Raw genomic sequence first — 15,757 nt, 5'->3', positions numbered from 1 at the left:
GAATGGTAATGATTTCTGTAATCATGAGCGTATACAACGATGCGAAATATCTTGAAAAGTCTATTCAATCAATTTTAAATCAGACTTTTAAGGATTTTGAATTTATTATATGTAATGACTGTTCAACTGATTCTAGTTTGTCAATAATCCAAGAATTTCAAAAATTAGATTCAAGAATTAAAATTATTAATAACTCAACTAATTTAGGTTTAGCCGCATCATTAAATAAATGTATAGAGATATCATTAGGACAATATATTGCAAGGATGGATAGTGATGATATAAGTTTTAAAAATAGACTAGAGGTTGAATACAATTTCTTGATGGAACATCAGGAGTATGATGTTGTTGGATCAAAAAGCATAACAATTAATGAGAACGATGAACCCTGTAAAGAATTTTCAATTCATTCTAATGAAGTCCATTTATTGGATGCCATAAAAAAACTCAAGTTATTCACCCTACTGTACTTATGAAAAAAGAAGCATTATTGACCGTGAATAGTTATACAGTCAATCATCTGACTCAAAGAGCTGAAGATTATGATTTATGGTGTAAACTTTTATCAAAAAATTTTAAAATATATAATTTAGATATTCCTCTTCTCTATTACAGAGAAAGTTTTTTTTCTATAAAAAAGAGAAAGTATAAATACAGATTACAAGAAGCAAAATTAAAATTTTATTGGATGAGAAAAGAAAAAGTTTCTATTCATCATTATCTTTATGCGATAAAACCATTATTTGTTGGTTTAATACCAATGAGAATAATGAATATATATAAAAGGAAGATTTGAAATGAAAAAGTTTTTAAGAAATCAAAAAGAAAATATTTTAAAATATAAAAGTTTGTTAAGCATTGAAATCATTTTATGCTTATTAGGTTGGGGAACATTGTTGATTTCTCATCAACAAACATGGTTTATTATTTTCTTCCTCATTACTCTGCTTCAACTTATTATTCATATTAGTTCTTTTTTTCAATTAGAAGAAAAACTTATGACATTTCCAATTATATTTTTTATTTTAAGTTATATCTTTAATTATGGTCATATTCCAATTAAAGCTTTTAATATAGATTTTGGAAGTAATGTGCTTTTTCCTTTATGGTATATTAGTTTTGATGTTTATAAAGAAACAGCTATATTTACATTGTTATCGCAAACTATGCTTTTTATAGGATTGTTTTTTTCTATAAATATATGATTAAAAAATATTCTAATTGCTATACGAATAAGACAATATTTAATGTGTCTTTAAAAAAATAAAAATCATTGGAATCGTATGTTTTTTGATTGGAATTCTTCCTACATTATATATTGATATATCACGTTTAATATTATTTTTTCAAGGTGGGTATACAAATACCTTTAATTTAAATGTTCATGATTTTGTAGAAGTCATTGCTAACTTTTTTAATTTTTCAATTTTTGCTTTCATTATAGGTTTTTCCAATAACAAGAGAATTGCTAATACTATCTTTTTCTCAACTATCATATATAAAGTACTTATGATGTCTAGTGGTGGACGAGGTGAATCTATTGTATTTTTAGTTGGGTTATTTATTGTTTGGGAAAACATGGTTTATCAGTTAACGGGAAAACAAATTATTTATTTAATTTTATTAGGATATTTTGGACTGGTTTTATTAAATTTTATAGCAAACGCAAGAAACATATCAACATTTTCTCTAAATGAAATTATCAATGTTTTTGTATATTCGTTAACTAATAATCAAATTGCCATGGCTCTATCGGAATTTGGATCAACATTTTCAACAGCCTGTTTTACTGTCGCTTCAAACCCAGGGCCAACTTTTGGTTTGAATTATATTCTACCAATTATCTTGGTTTTACCTAACATAGGAGGATTCAATGCTAATGTCGTTAATCAAATGATATATACGAACCACATCAAAACTTTTAATCAACCTATCGGAGGTTCATATATAGGTGAATTATTTTATTCCTTCCATTGGGGTGGTTTTCTTTTTGCATTTATATTAGGTCTTTTGCTAGGTTTTATTTATTATGGAATGGTTGTATCTCGAAAAAATAAACAATATTTTCTTTATTTATTATTTGCGTATATAACCCCTCTTTTGTTTTTCTGGATTAGAGGATACTTTGGTGCAATATATCGTGAATATATATGGCATTGTGGTTTTGCGATATTACTAATCGTCTTTTTTAAGTTTTTATCTCAAAAATATAAAAAAGGAGAATTAAAATGGTTGAAGTAAGTATTATTGTTCCAATATATAATACAGAAAAATATTTAAAAAGTGTGTTGATTCATTGTTGAATCAAGATATAAATAATTATGAAATTTTACTAATTAATGATTCGTCACCAGATAATTCTCAAACAATTATAGATGAATATGTAAAAAAATATCCAAATATAGTCAAAGGTTATATTAAAGAGAATGGTGGATTAGGTGATACTAGAAATTATGCGATTCCATATGCTAAAGGGCAATATCTTATGTTTGTGGACAGTGATGATTATATAAAAGAATATAGTCTCAAAAAATTAATTTCTTTAATGAAGGAAAAAGATTTAGATATTTTAGTATTTGATTTTATCAAGGTATATGACGATAAGAAATTTATTCATGAAAAAAGTATGAATGATATTTCATTAACTGATTATATTCTATCAACACCTAATGCTTGTAATAAAATATTTAAAAGATTGTTGTTTTTAGATAATAACATTATGTTTCCGACAAGAATTTGGTATGAAGATCTAGCAATTATTCCAAGTCTAGCTCAATATACAAATAAAATTGGATATATAAATGAAGGTATTTATTTTTATCAATTTAGAAATAACTCTATTATGAATCAAAATAAATATAATCCAAAAATTTTGGATATGATAGATGCAATTGATAACTTAAGAAAGCATTTCAATAATTGCTTTTTAGAAGAACTAGAATATTTATCTTTACAGCATCTCTTCTATGGATCTGCTTTAAAGTTATTACCATTAAAAAGATATAAAGAATTAGACAAGTGTTTATGTAATCATAAAAAGTTCTATGATCATTGGAATCAAAATAAGTACTATTTAGCAAAGCCGAAGTTATATAAACTGTTTTGCTATCTTTTATCTAAAAGAAAGTTTACACTTGCCAGATGGTTATTATTTTTCAAAGATTATTTATTGAAAAGGAGTTAATCATGTTTTCAATAGTTATACCTATATACAATGTACAAGACTATTTAAAAGAGTGTTTAGAGTCCCTTCTATGTCAGGATAAATTAAATATAGAGGTATTATTAATAGATGACGGATCAACAGATTGTTCAAGTCAAATAGCTCAAAATTACGCACACAGATATCCTCATATTTTCAAATATTTTAGAAAAGAAAATGGTGGCTTGAGTGATGCTCGAAATTATGCTATACCATTTGCGAAAAATGAGTACTTATTTTTTATTGATAGTGATGATGCCATTACAAAAGATAGTCTTGCTGAATTAGAAAAAATCATAAATGAAAAACATCCTGATCTATTAATATTCGATTATTTTAATAAATGGGAAGATAAAAGTGAAATTGTCCATCTTTCAGATCAAAACAGTGGTTTCATTAGCAAAAAAGATTATTTATTAATGAATCCTGCAGCATGGAATAAAATTATTAGAGCTGAAATTGTAAAATCTCATCATATGTATTTCCCAAAAGGATTATGGTATGAAGATAGAGCCACAACAGGTAATTATATCAATTATTGTCAATCTATCTATTATTTACATACACCATTGTATTACTATAGACAAAGGCAAAATTCAATTATGAAACAAAATAATTATAATCCTAAAATGTTAGATATAATTACTGCAATGGAGAATTTTGATAAACAAGTTTCTGATACATATTTTAAAGACGAAAAAGAGTACTTATTTATAAGTAATCTGCTTTTTCAAAATTCTTTAAGGCTCATTCCTTTTATGCGAATAAAAGAGATGAAAAAATGTTATTTGATATTAAAGGAGCAGTATCCAAATTGGAAGAAAAATAAATATTTTAAACAACAATCTAAAGGGTACAAGATTCTTTGTTATCTCATAAGTATGAAATGTTATCGTTTATCTAAAATTTTGATAGATATGAAAATGAAAGGTTGAAACTAATGAACAAAATTGTAGCTATAATTGTAACATATAACCGTAAAGTTTTATTGAGTGAATCAATCACAGCTTTATTAAATCAAACTTTTAATCAGTTTGATATTTATATTATTGATAATGCGAGTACAGATGGAACTTTTGATTATATTCAAGATAAAATCAATCAATTTCAAAATATTTACTATATGAATACAGGTGAAAATTTAGGAGGTGCAGGTGGTTTCCATTATGGAATTAAAAAAGCAGTAGAACATAACTACGAAAAAATTTGGATTATGGATGATGATACAATTCCTACTCCTACTGCTTTGGAAGAGCTTATGAAAGCAGACAACATTTTAAAAGATTATGGTTTTTTATGTAGTGATGTCAAATGGATTGATGGAGATCCTTGTGCAATGAATGTTCCTAATATTTCAAATGATTGGATTTCAAATACACAATACCTTTCATATGGTTTATTAAATGTATCCCAATGTTCATTTGTTTCTTGCTTTTTCTCATCAAAAATAGTCAAACAAATTGGATTACCATTCAAGGAATTTTTTGTTTGGGGAGATGATGCTGAATATACAAAGAGAATCAGTGAAGCAAAAAAATCATATTTTGTTTCTAAAAGTATAGTTATCCATAAAATGAATAGCAATATTCCAACTGATATATCACAAGATTCTCCAGATAGACTTTTTAGATATAAGTTTTCATATAGAAATATGTATTATGTTAATAAAAAGCAAGGAAATAAATTATCAATGCTCTTATACTATTATGGCATTTTTTTAGATATTAAAAAAATACTCAAAAGTAAACAGAATGGAAAATGGAAAAAAATAAAAATTATTCTTAAGGGTATAAGAGATGGACGTAAGTTTAAACCCAAAATAGAATATATTGATCAATAAAGGAGTTGAAATTAATGAAGAAAAAAATAACTGTAAATTATATCTTTAATCTTTCCTATCAGATACTTGTTATTATTCTTCCATTAATAACAACTCCATATGTATCTCGTATTTTAGGCCCTGACGGAATCGGTACATATAGTTATATAACCTCTATTGTGACTTATTTTATTCTTTTTGGATGTATTGGATTAAATTTATACGGGCAACGTGAAATTGCTTATTATCAAAATGATAAAGAAAAAAGAAGTCGTGCTTTTTTTGAAATTCTATTGTTAAAAATGTGTACTATGACTATCAGTATTATAGTCTTTATAATGACGATTCAAATAATGGATAAATATAAAATCTTATTTTATATTCAGGTCATTGATTTGTTTGCAAATATGTTAGATATTACATATTTTTATCAAGGAATTGAGGACTTTAAAAAAATTGTCATTAGAAATGTATTTGTGAAAATATTAGGAATTATTTGTATTTTTTTGTTTGTAAAAGAGAAAAGTGATTTGCCTTTGTATGCATTCATATATTCACTTTCCTTATTACTAGGGAACTTATCAATGTGGGTCACAATACATAAATATATATGCAGTGTTCCGTTACATTCTCTGCAAATAAAAAAACACATAAAGCCTACGTTGATTTTATTTTTTCCACAAATCGCTATTTCAATCTATACAGTTTTAGATCGATTTATGATAGGTTTGATTACTAACAATACGACTCAAATAGGATATTATGAACAAGCACAGAAAATCGTTAAACTCGCTTTGACTCTTGTTACGTCATTAAGCACTGTTATGTTGCCAAGAATAGCAAATTTATATGTTCAAGAGGATCAAAAAAATTATTCATTATACAGAAAATTCATTAATTTATACATTTTTAATTGCTTTTCCTATAATGTTTGGATTAATTGGAATTTCGTTTAATTTGATTCCTTGGTTTTTAGGGCCAGAGTTTCTAGAGTCGGCAAACATACTCATTTTGACTTCACCAATAGTTGTATTCATTGGTATTAGCAATATAATTGGATTTCAATATCTTATTCCTACCCAACGTCAGGCGATTTATACTATTTCTACAATAGTTGGCTCATGCATCAATTTAGTACTTAATTGTATTTTTATACCAATCTTTTTATCTACTGGTGCAGCAATTGCTTCAGTTATTGCTGAATTAGGTGTAGTCATCGTTCAGTTATGTAGTATCCATAAAGAAATAAATATTATGAGAGTTATCAAACAATCTAAAAATTATATGTTCTCTTCATTTATCATGTTTATTTTAATATTTGCTTTGTCTTTTCAATTGGAGTCTTCTATAACAATGACGTTAATTCTTATATTAGTAGGTATTTGTATATATTTTGGCTTGTTATTTCTAATAAAAGATAAATTAATTTTTGAGACAATTCATAATTTTAAGGAGAAATTAAAATGAAACATGCAATATTGATCACAACACACAACAATGAAGAAATTACACAACAGCTCTTAAAAGCATATGATGATGAGAATATTGACTTCTATATCCACGTTGATAAAAAAGCTGTTCATTATAAGCATGATCTTATAATGAATGTGTGCCATAAATCTCATGTTTATTTTATAGATGCATTAAAGATATATTGGGGTACATATAGTCAAATTGAATCAGAATTGGTTTTGTTGCGTGAAGCCACAAAAAAAGAATATGATTATTATCATTTGATTTCCGGTTGCGATATTCCCTTATTTACCAAAAAAGATTTTTTAAACTTTTTTGAAGATAATAAGGGAATGGAATTTGTAGAGTTCTCACCAGAAGAAGTTGCGATAGAAAATAAAGTCATTGATCGCGTTAAATATTATTACATATTCATGAATTCTATTCGTAACACTCATACAATTTTAAGAAAACCTCAAACTTTTATGAGGGAGACTTTTTTAAAATTTCAAAAAGTTTTAAACGTTAATAGAATTGGTAATCAACAATTCAAATATGGTTCTAATTGGTTTGATATTACACATGACTTTGCTAAATATGTGATAGAATTGCAAAAATGGATTGAAAAATATTTTAAGCATTCTTGTTGTGGGGATGAATTGTTTTTACAAACTTTATTATATAATTCAAAGTTTTCAAAAAACAATTATTATGATTTGCCAAAAGAAGAAAGAAAAATTCAATTAGGAAGATATGTCGATTGGCAAAGAGGAAATCCTTATACTTTTCTAGAAGAAGATTATGAAGAAATCATAAATATACATTCTTCTTTTTTTATACGCAAATTTGATTATCGTAAAGATTCAAAAATAGTAGATAGATTGTTTCAAAATTTGGAAGGAGGTGTCATGAATGAAATATAATTATTTGATAGTTGGATCTGGATTATTTGGATCTATTTTTGCTTATGAAGCTAATAAAAAAGGAAAGAAATGTTTAGTGATAGATAAAAGAAATCATATAGGTGGAAATATCTATACTGAAGAAGTAGAAGGAATAAATGTACATAAGTATGGTGCACATATTTTTCATACTTCTAACAAAAAAGTATGGGAGTATATTCAACAATTTGCTCAGTTTAATAGATATACAAATTCACCTATTGCTAATTACAAAGGCGAAATCTACAACATGCCCTTTAATATGAATACTTTTAATAAATTATGGGGTGTTGTTACACCTGAAGAAGCCAAAGCAAAAATTAATGAACAGATTAAAGAATCAGGAATTACTGAACCTCATAATCTTGAAGAGCAAGCCATTTCTTTAGTTGGAAAAGACATCTATGAAAAACTTGTTAAAGGATATACGCAAAAACAATGGGGTCGACCATGTCATGAACTCCCAGCATTCATTATTAAACGATTGCCAGTAAGATTTACATATGACAACAACTATTTTAATGATTTATATCAAGGAATACCAATAGGTGGATATACACAAATCATTGAAAAAATGCTTAGTGGTATTGAAGTGAGATTAAATTGTGATTTCTTTGAACATCGAAAGGAATTGGAAAATATTGCAGATAAAATTATTTTTACAGGAATGATTGACCAGTATTATGATTACTGCTATGGAGAACTAGAATACCGTAGTTTGAAATTCGAGGAAGAAATCTTAGATACAGAAAATTATCAGGGAAATGCTGTTGTTAATTACAATGAGTATGAAGTGCCATATACAAGAATTATTGAACATAAGCATTTTGAATATGGAACACAGCCAAAGACAGTTATTACAAGAGAGTATCCAGCCACATGGCAAAAGGGAGACGAACCATACTATCCAATGAATGATGAAAAGAATAATGCATTATATAGCAAATATAAAGCATTAGCAGATAAAGAAGATAAAGTCATTTTTGGTGGAAGATTAGGTATGTATAAATACTTTGATATGCATCATGTTATTGAAGAAGCATTGAAATGTGTGCAGAATAATTTGGACTAGGAGGAAGATATGATTACATTAAAACAAAATCTTCTATTTAAATTATGTGTTTTATATTTAGCTTTGCCTATATCAATTTTTTTCTATTATGGTGCAAATGGTATTTTGCTCTTTTTGGTATATTATCAATAACATATATATACATAAGATACATACATAAAGAAACATTTCAAACTGAAATAAAAATACCTTATAAATATTTTTTTATCATTGTTGGAATTATTCTTCTATGGTGTATCCTTGGAGGACAAGGAAATTTATATTATCAATCGGGAGATTGGTGGGCACGCAATGATATTTATAAAAACATGGTAATGAAAGATATTCCTTTTACTTTTGGAAATGATAGTTTTCTATGTTATTATTTTGGTCATTGGATTGTACCTATGGTTTTATCAAAAATAATGCTATTTATTGGTGTCTCTTCAAGTATTGTATGGAAAATTGGAAATATTTTTTTATTAGCCTGGACATCAATAGGAATCATTTTATCTTTTCTATTTATGATAGCTATATTAAAGCTTAATAAAATTTGGAAGATAATGATAGCTCTATTTATTTTTATTTTTTTAGTGGCTTAGATGTTGTTGGACTATTAATTAGAAATGGCAACTTTTCTGAACATATTGAAATGTGGAACGTATATTTTCAATTTAGCTCACAAACGACACAACTTTTTTGGGTGTTTAATCAAGCTATACCAGCATGGATTGGAATTTTATTGTTAATATCTTTAGATAGTATCAGAAATGATATTTTTTTGGCGTTTTATTATTGTTATTTAGCCCACTTCCATTAATAGGATGTTTTTTAATTTGTATTTTTAAAGTTGTTTTTAATTATTTCAAAAAAGTAAATATTAAAAATTTTTTTCAGGATTTTTTTTCGCAGCAAAATATTTTATCATTAGTATTTCTTTTTCCTACGTTAGTTACTTTTGTATTTAGTAATGGTAAATCAGGTGGTAACAATGGACTATTGTTTAATATGAATATTGGAGATATTAATTTTTATAATCTATTTATGTTAGCGATATTTATTTTTGTCGAATATGGAATATATGTAGGTTTTATTTTTAAAACATATAAACACAACTATATTTTATGGGCTATTTTAATATGTTTACCTTTTATTGCTGCATTTAGATTTGGTACAACAAATGATTTTGAAATGCGAGCTTCAATACCTTTTCTATTTTGTTTAATGATGTTTGTTATCAAACAAATGACAGAAGACATTATTATAAAAAAAGAAAAATAATATTTTCTGTAAAAGGTATTTTATTATCTTTTTGTTTAGTTATGGGTTCTGTGACACCTCTAATTGAATTTTATCGAGGATATCATGAAGTAAGAACTCAACATAAAATTAATTTGGTTGCAGAAAATATTTCAATAGAAGATCATGGAGACAATTTTATTGCAACTTCATATTATAATTCATTATTTGGTAAATATTTTGGGAAATAAGGGAGAAGTAAAAGATGAAAGTAGTAATTTTAGCAGGTGGTTTTGGAACAAGAATAAGTGAACAATCACATTTAAAGCCTAAACCAATGATTGAAATAGGAGATCAACCTATATTATGGCATATAATGAAATTGTATAGTTATTATGGATTTAATGATTTTATAATTTGTGCTGGGTATAAACAACATATTATAAAAGAATATTTTTATAATTATGCTCTTCATAGATCTGATATTACATTTAATCTAAGGGAAAATAATCAGATGCAGGTACATAATAATGTATCTGAACCTTGGAGTGTGACTATTGTAGACACAGGTTTAAATACTATGACGGGAGGAAGAATCAAAAGAGTAAAGGATTATATTGGTGATGAAACTTTTCTACTAACATATGGTGATGGTGTTTCAGATATTAATATTAACGAATTAGTCAAATATCATAAACAACAGGGGCATATTGCTACACTAACTGCTGTTCAACCAGGAGGACGTTTTGGTGTATTAGATATTGCTTCCAATAATCAAATTAATTTTTTCAGAGAAAAAATAAAGAAGATGGCGGATGGATAAATGGTGGATTTATGGTATTGGAACCAGAAATTTTTAAATATATCAAAGATGATACTACTGTATTTGAAAAATATCCTTTAGAAACAGTTGCAAAAATGGGAGAACTTGATGCTTATATGCATAGAGGTTTCTGGCAATGTATGGATACATTACGAGATAAAAATTATTTAGAAGATCTATTAGAGAAAAATCAAGCATTATGGAAAGTGTGGGATAAAGAATGAAAAACTTTTATAAAGGAAAGACTGTTTTAGTAACAGGTCATACAGGTTTTAAAGGAACTTGGTTGTGTCAAATGTTATTAGAGATGGGAGCAAATGTAATAGGTTATGCATTAGAACCAGCTACAGAACCAGCTCTTTTTAATTTGGTAAAATTAGAAAATAAAATAACTTCATATATTGCAGATATTAGAGATATAAAACAACTAAAAGATGTTTTTAATGAAGAAAAACCAGAAATTGTTTTTCATTTAGCAGCACAACCTATTGTATTAGAATCATATAAAAATCCTGTTTACACATATGAAACAAATGTTATGGGAACAGTCAATTTACTTGAATGTTGTAGATTATCTTCAAGTGTAAAATCCATTGTTAATATTACAACTGATAAAGTTTATCTAAACAATGAATGGATTTACGGATATAGAGAAAATGATGAGCTTAATGGATATGACCCATATTCAAACAGTAAATCATGTAGTGAATTAGTAACTTCATCATATATCAAATCATTTCTTAATGAATTAAAAGTACCTGTATCTACTTGTCGAGCAGGAAATGTGATTGGTGGTGGTGATTTTTCTCCTAACCGTATTGTACCAGATTGTATTCGAGCAATGGAAAAAGATAAAAAAATATTAGTTAGAAATCCTAATTCAATTCGTCCTTATCAACATGTTTTAGAACCGTTATATGCCTATATGATGATTGCTATGAAACAATATCAAGATTATCAGTATGCTGGTAATTATAATATTGGTCCAGATGATGATGATTGTATAAATACAGGTATGCTTGCTACTTTATTTTGCAAATATTGGGGAGATGGTGCAAATTGGACTACAAAACAAATTAACGGTCCTCATGAAGCAAATTTTTTAAAATTAGATTGTACCAAATTAAAATTAACTTTTAATTGGAAACCTAAAACGAACGTAAAAAATGCAATTGAAATGACTGTTGAATGGTCTAAAGCATATATTGCTAATAATGACTACAATGCAATTATGAGAAATCAAATTAATAAATTTTTGGAGGAACAATGATATGGATATAAATAATTATATTGTTGATGTAAATATTCCTTTATCAGAAGCTGTTGCACAAATGACTAAAAATGTGATTAAGGGTTTAGTGGTTTTGGAAAATGGCAAAGTATATGGTGTTTTTACACGCAGAGATTTAGTAAATTGCTCTCATGTTTTTGGTATAAAAGATGTAAGTTTGAAACCCTTTGTAAATACTACATACGATTACTCAATAAATACTATTAATGATAAATCTTTAACGTCTTGTCATTCTATAATACCTGTAATTAATGAAAACAAACAATTATTAGATATTTTTTTCCTCCTAAAAAATTATCATTGGAAAATCAAATAAAATGTCCTGTAGTAGTCATGGCTGGTGGTTTAGGAACAAGATTATACCCATATACAAAAGTATTACCTAAACCTTTGGTTCCAATTATTGATGGTAAACCAATGGTTGAAATGATTATGGATTCTTTTTATAATTTTGGTAGTAATGATTTTTATTTGATTGTTAATCACAAAAAAGAAATGATAAAAAGTTATTTCCAAGATAATAAGCATGATTATAATGTTTATTATGGGGAAGAAATTAAACAATTGGGAACTGGTGGAGGATTATTTTATGTAAAAGATAAAATAAAAGAAACTTTTTTCTAACTAATTGTGATATATTGACTTTAGAAAATTATGATGAAATATATGAATATCATAAAACTGCAGATAATATTATTACAATGATTGTGTCTTTAAAATCAATACATGTACCATATGGAGTTATTTTAACAGATGAGAACCAAAATATTATAGGTTCTAAGGAAAAACCTACATACATGATTCTTGTAAACACAGGAGTATATATTGTGGAACCAAAGATTTTCGATTTTATTGACGAAGAAGAAGTCATTGATTTTCCAAATATAATAGAGCGAGTAAAAGAAGCTAATCTAAAAGTTGGTGTATATCCTATTACTGAAGATAAATGGTTAGACATGGGGCAAATAGAAGAATTGAATGAATCTAAAGAGAGATTAAGAAATTTGAAAGAACAATAAATGTTATACTTGATCAAATCTACATTAATTTTTACTAATCAAGTCATTTTTTAATAAATATAAAAAAGAAGGTGGATTTACTATGATAATGACCCTTACAGAGGAAGAATTGTTAGATTATGTTTTTAATCAAATAAATATTTTTTCCCAGATTGTAATTCTTATAACAAAAAAGTTTTTTTACCGTCTATGATAGAATCGTTAAAACGATTAGAAAAATGTTTCCAATATGTTACTATCTCTGGATATCATTTAAATGGAGAAGTATTTTTTTCACATCTACATTCTGATCAATATACACAATTTTTATATTTCTTTGCAAATACAGCTTGGAAAAATGGTTTAGATGAAACATTTAGCCAAAAACTAATGAATTTAATTAGATATATTTCTGGAATGTTTGTATCATACAAATGTAAATTACCAGATATTTTTATATTTTATCATGCTGTAGGTAGTGTAATAGGTAATGCTGACTATTCTGATTTTTTAGTGGTTTTTCAGAATGTCACCATTAATACTGGGAACAGTGTAAACGGAGAATTAGTACCAAAAATAGGAAAAGGATGCTTTTTGGCAGCAGGAGCAAAAATTATAGGAAATAAAACGATAGGTGATAGAGTATCTATTGGTGTTAATGCATTAATTTATAACGAAAGTGTTCTTTCTGACACTATTGTTATTTGTTTAGACGGTAAAAGTGTTATAAAAAAAGATATAAAGAAAAATGTATGGCACAAAATTACTTTTCTGTGGAAATATAGGAGGAAATATCAAATGAAAAAAACCATAGGATTTTGCATTCCTTGTTATAATGAGGAAAAAAATATATTAAAATTGTATAATGCAATAAAAGAAAACACATATAAATTTAATGATTATGAATTTATATATTTATTTATTGATAACTACTCTACTGATAAAACAAGAGATATTCTTAAAGATTTAGCTAAGGATGATAAAAATGTAAAAATTATTTTTAATACTAAAAACTTTGGACCAGCAAGGTCAGGAGCATTCGGGTTTTACAATACCCCTGGAGATGCTGTGATTACTATGGCATGTGATTTACAAGATCCTCCTGAATTAATTAGTTCTTTTATAAAAAAATGGGAAGAAGGAAATAAACTAATATTAGGTCGAAAAGTTTCAAGCGAGGAAAAAAGACTGATGTTTTTTTCAGAAAACTTTATTATAAAATAATTTCTTTATTTATTAAAGATGATGGATTAAACCAAATAACCGGTTATGGATTATATGATAGAGAAATAATAGAAAAAATGAAAAAGATTCCTCAGCCATCACCAAATTTCAGATTTTTATTGTCTGAATTAGGATTTCAAAGAACTTTCATAGAATACAATCAACCTAAACGATTAGAAGGTAAATCTAGTTATAATTTTTTTCTTATTTAAATCTAGCAATTAACTCATTGGTAAATAATACAAACAAACCTATACAAATTGTATTGTACACTGGTTTACTTTTGATGTTTTGTTCTGTTATTTTATTTATGTATATCTTAATATGCTTATTATTTTTTAATATTTTTAATTCCTTACATCTTTTATTATCAATACTGCTTATTTTAATAAGTTTTTTAATTGCTTGCGTTGGATTAATCGGGGAATATATATATTCAATTTTGGAATATCAAAAGGGATATCCCTTAGTTGAAGTTAAGGAAAAATTTAATATTGATTAGGGGAACATTTTATGATTACTAATTGGTTAAAAACAATACAAATGAATAAAAAGATCTTTATTTACTTAATTTTACTATTTTGCTTATTATTTATTATACGTTTAATTAATATTGATGCAGATTTACCATCTTGGGGAGTTATTAATTACCAGCCTGTTGATGAAGGAATATATGGAAATATGGCTTTAAATATGGTTAATTTTGGAAATATAAATCCAAATAATTATTATGGTTTTAATGCATATTTGATGCAAGGGCATGTTATTACAAATATTATTGGCAATATTGTAACATATGTATGCTTGATATTATTTGGAGATAACTATTTTGGTTTTAGATTGTCGTCTTACATATTTATGCTTTTATCATGTGTGCTAATGCTTTTTTCTTGGTATAAAATTAAAAAATCTAAAAATATTTTAATAATGATGATGGTTCTATTATGCTCATTTCAATTATATATTTCTTCAAGAGTTATTGAACCAAGCGTTGTAAGATTATTTTTCATATCGATTATATTATTTTTAATATCTATGAAGAATTTAGATAAAAGAATACTAGGTTTTTTGATTGGTTTATTTATTACAATTTCTTGTTTTATGGTTTATATAACAAATATTTTTTTATATTTGACGGTTTTCCTTTTTTTAATATATCAATTAAAAAATAAAAATTATCAAGATGTAAAAACACTATTTATATTTGGATGTATAGGTATAATTATAGGATTGATCATTTCTCAAATTTATTATGAAACTGTATGGAATACAGATTTGATAACAAATACATTTGAACAAATTAGTTCTTTTCAATATGATCAAACATATGCTGTGAATCACATTAATATACAAGTTTATATTACAAGATTATTTAAATTTTTAACCTCAAATTTATTTTTATATACATTACCCTTGTTATCTTTTGTTCTCTTAAATTTTAAAACTATTATCAAAGGAACCAAAAATAAAGATATACTGATTTTCTGTTGTTTGGGAATCTTTTCATTTTTAATGCAAACTTTGTTTAGTGAGGATTATGTTGTTAGAAAATCAATAATAATTTCACCTTTTTATTTTACATTAATCTATTATTGTTTAATAAATAGAAATCGTAATTTAGAATTATCATATATTGCTAATTTAGTCTCTATTATCTTGGCAATATTTATACCTTTTTTAGACTACATCTAATTAACGATTTAACTAACTTAGATTT

The 15,757-nt window shown here is 26.1% G+C and carries 18 protein-coding genes and 1 pseudogene; all 19 read left to right on the top strand.

The features are described 5' to 3' along the window. Window positions 1–2: 2 nt before the first annotated feature. Window positions 3–476 (top strand): glycosyltransferase family 2 protein, encoded by a 474-nt coding sequence (locus tag NMU03_RS10790; protein WP_290138274.1) that lies wholly within the window; start codon window positions 3–5, stop codon window positions 474–476. Then, window positions 473–796 (top strand): glycosyltransferase family 2 protein, encoded by a 324-nt coding sequence (locus tag NMU03_RS10785; RefSeq protein WP_290138272.1) that lies wholly within the window; start codon window positions 473–475, stop codon window positions 794–796. Before NMU03_RS10790 ends, NMU03_RS10785 begins: the two co-directional genes overlap by 4 nt. 1 nt (window position 797) lies before the next feature. After that, window positions 798–1,205 carry a hypothetical protein gene (locus NMU03_RS10780; protein ID WP_290138270.1) on the top strand — a complete coding sequence of 136 codons (408 nt, stop codon included), beginning with the start codon at window positions 798–800 and terminating at the stop codon, window positions 1,203–1,205. Window positions 1,206–1,263: 58 nt separating this feature from the next. Then, a complete protein-coding gene (gene wzy, locus NMU03_RS10775) occupies window positions 1,264–2,241 on the top strand; it encodes an O-antigen polysaccharide polymerase Wzy (RefSeq protein ID WP_290142328.1) in 978 nt (325 codons plus the stop codon). 31 nt (window positions 2,242–2,272) lie between these two features. Beyond that, on the top strand, window positions 2,273–3,184 hold the full coding sequence (locus tag NMU03_RS10770) for a glycosyltransferase family 2 protein (RefSeq protein ID WP_290142327.1): 912 nt from the start codon (window positions 2,273–2,275) through the stop codon (window positions 3,182–3,184). A 2-nt stretch (window positions 3,185–3,186) separates the two neighbouring features. Next, entirely contained in the window at window positions 3,187–4,137 is a 951-nt protein-coding gene (locus NMU03_RS10765) for a glycosyltransferase family 2 protein (RefSeq protein ID WP_290138268.1), read from the top strand. Between the two features lie 5 nt (window positions 4,138–4,142). Then, complete coding sequence (locus NMU03_RS10760; protein WP_290138266.1) at window positions 4,143–5,042, top strand: glycosyltransferase family 2 protein; 900 nt, start codon at window positions 4,143–4,145, stop codon at window positions 5,040–5,042. A 14-nt stretch (window positions 5,043–5,056) separates the two neighbouring features. Beyond that, the gene (locus NMU03_RS10755; protein WP_290138263.1) at window positions 5,057–5,977 is read left to right on the top strand and encodes an oligosaccharide flippase family protein; all 921 of its coding nucleotides are present in this window, start codon (window positions 5,057–5,059) and stop codon (window positions 5,975–5,977) included. Further along, window positions 5,949–6,488: a polysaccharide biosynthesis C-terminal domain-containing protein gene (locus tag NMU03_RS10750; protein WP_290138261.1), complete on the top strand. Its 540-nt coding sequence runs from the start codon at window positions 5,949–5,951 to the stop codon at window positions 6,486–6,488. The genes NMU03_RS10755 and NMU03_RS10750 overlap by 29 nt, the downstream gene beginning before the upstream one ends. Beyond that, on the top strand, window positions 6,485–7,396 hold the full coding sequence (locus NMU03_RS10745; RefSeq protein ID WP_290138260.1) for a beta-1,6-N-acetylglucosaminyltransferase: 912 nt from the start codon (window positions 6,485–6,487) through the stop codon (window positions 7,394–7,396). Before NMU03_RS10750 ends, NMU03_RS10745 begins: the two co-directional genes overlap by 4 nt. Beyond that, window positions 7,386–8,486: a UDP-galactopyranose mutase gene (glf, locus tag NMU03_RS10740; protein WP_290138258.1), complete on the top strand. Its 1,101-nt coding sequence runs from the start codon at window positions 7,386–7,388 to the stop codon at window positions 8,484–8,486. Before NMU03_RS10745 ends, glf begins: the two co-directional genes overlap by 11 nt. Window positions 8,487–9,260: 774 nt before the next feature. Next, window positions 9,261–9,746: a hypothetical protein gene (locus NMU03_RS10735; protein ID WP_290138256.1), complete on the top strand. Its 486-nt coding sequence runs from the start codon at window positions 9,261–9,263 to the stop codon at window positions 9,744–9,746. A gap of 223 nt (window positions 9,747–9,969) precedes the next feature. Continuing rightward, window positions 9,970–10,527 carry a sugar phosphate nucleotidyltransferase gene (locus NMU03_RS10730; RefSeq protein WP_290138254.1) on the top strand — a complete coding sequence of 186 codons (558 nt, stop codon included), beginning with the start codon at window positions 9,970–9,972 and terminating at the stop codon, window positions 10,525–10,527. A gap of 11 nt (window positions 10,528–10,538) precedes the next feature. Then, window positions 10,539–10,751: a glycosyltransferase family protein gene (locus tag NMU03_RS10725; RefSeq protein WP_290138251.1), complete on the top strand. Its 213-nt coding sequence runs from the start codon at window positions 10,539–10,541 to the stop codon at window positions 10,749–10,751. Then, the gene (gene rfbG / locus NMU03_RS10720; RefSeq protein ID WP_290138249.1) at window positions 10,748–11,797 is read left to right on the top strand and encodes a CDP-glucose 4,6-dehydratase; all 1,050 of its coding nucleotides are present in this window, start codon (window positions 10,748–10,750) and stop codon (window positions 11,795–11,797) included. Before NMU03_RS10725 ends, rfbG begins: the two co-directional genes overlap by 4 nt. Before the next feature lies 1 nt (window position 11,798). Beyond that, entirely contained in the window at window positions 11,799–12,134 is a 336-nt protein-coding gene (locus tag NMU03_RS10715; RefSeq protein ID WP_290138248.1) for a CBS domain-containing protein, read from the top strand. A 17-nt stretch (window positions 12,135–12,151) separates the two neighbouring features. After that, window positions 12,152–12,837 (top strand): annotated as a pseudogene (locus NMU03_RS10710) (sugar phosphate nucleotidyltransferase). Between the two features lie 189 nt (window positions 12,838–13,026). Beyond that, window positions 13,027–14,040: a glycosyltransferase gene (locus tag NMU03_RS10705; protein WP_290138247.1), complete on the top strand. Its 1,014-nt coding sequence runs from the start codon at window positions 13,027–13,029 to the stop codon at window positions 14,038–14,040. Between the two features lie 513 nt (window positions 14,041–14,553). Further along, window positions 14,554–15,732, top strand: a complete 1,179-nt coding sequence (locus NMU03_RS10700; protein ID WP_290138245.1) for a glycosyltransferase family protein — start codon at window positions 14,554–14,556, stop codon at window positions 15,730–15,732. The last annotated feature ends 25 nt before the right edge of the window (window positions 15,733–15,757 follow it).

It is taken from the genome of Allocoprobacillus halotolerans (assembly GCF_024399475.1).
Taxonomy (GTDB): domain Bacteria; phylum Bacillota_I; class Bacilli_A; order Erysipelotrichales; family Coprobacillaceae; genus Allocoprobacillus; species Allocoprobacillus halotolerans.
This window is presented reverse-complemented; position numbering and strand designations above follow the sequence as displayed.

Coding starts and splice junctions, on each gene's coding strand:
- NMU03_RS10790 (WP_290138274.1), top strand. CDS start 3: ATGGTAATGATTTCTGTAATCATGAGCGTATACAACGATGCGAAATAT.
- NMU03_RS10785 (WP_290138272.1), top strand. CDS start 473: ATGAAAAAAGAAGCATTATTGACCGTGAATAGTTATACAGTCAATCAT.
- NMU03_RS10780 (WP_290138270.1), top strand. CDS start 798: ATGAAAAAGTTTTTAAGAAATCAAAAAGAAAATATTTTAAAATATAAA.
- NMU03_RS10765 (WP_290138268.1), top strand. CDS start 3,187: ATGTTTTCAATAGTTATACCTATATACAATGTACAAGACTATTTAAAA.
- NMU03_RS10760 (WP_290138266.1), top strand. CDS start 4,143: ATGAACAAAATTGTAGCTATAATTGTAACATATAACCGTAAAGTTTTA.
- NMU03_RS10755 (WP_290138263.1), top strand. CDS start 5,057: ATGAAGAAAAAAATAACTGTAAATTATATCTTTAATCTTTCCTATCAG.
- NMU03_RS10750 (WP_290138261.1), top strand. CDS start 5,949: ATGTTTGGATTAATTGGAATTTCGTTTAATTTGATTCCTTGGTTTTTA.
- NMU03_RS10745 (WP_290138260.1), top strand. CDS start 6,485: ATGAAACATGCAATATTGATCACAACACACAACAATGAAGAAATTACA.
- glf (WP_290138258.1), top strand. CDS start 7,386: ATGAAATATAATTATTTGATAGTTGGATCTGGATTATTTGGATCTATT.
- NMU03_RS10730 (WP_290138254.1), top strand. CDS start 9,970: ATGAAAGTAGTAATTTTAGCAGGTGGTTTTGGAACAAGAATAAGTGAA.
- NMU03_RS10725 (WP_290138251.1), top strand. CDS start 10,539: ATGGTATTGGAACCAGAAATTTTTAAATATATCAAAGATGATACTACT.
- rfbG (WP_290138249.1), top strand. CDS start 10,748: ATGAAAAACTTTTATAAAGGAAAGACTGTTTTAGTAACAGGTCATACA.
- NMU03_RS10715 (WP_290138248.1), top strand. CDS start 11,799: ATGGATATAAATAATTATATTGTTGATGTAAATATTCCTTTATCAGAA.
- NMU03_RS10705 (WP_290138247.1), top strand. CDS start 13,027: ATGATAGAATCGTTAAAACGATTAGAAAAATGTTTCCAATATGTTACT.
- NMU03_RS10700 (WP_290138245.1), top strand. CDS start 14,554: ATGATTACTAATTGGTTAAAAACAATACAAATGAATAAAAAGATCTTT.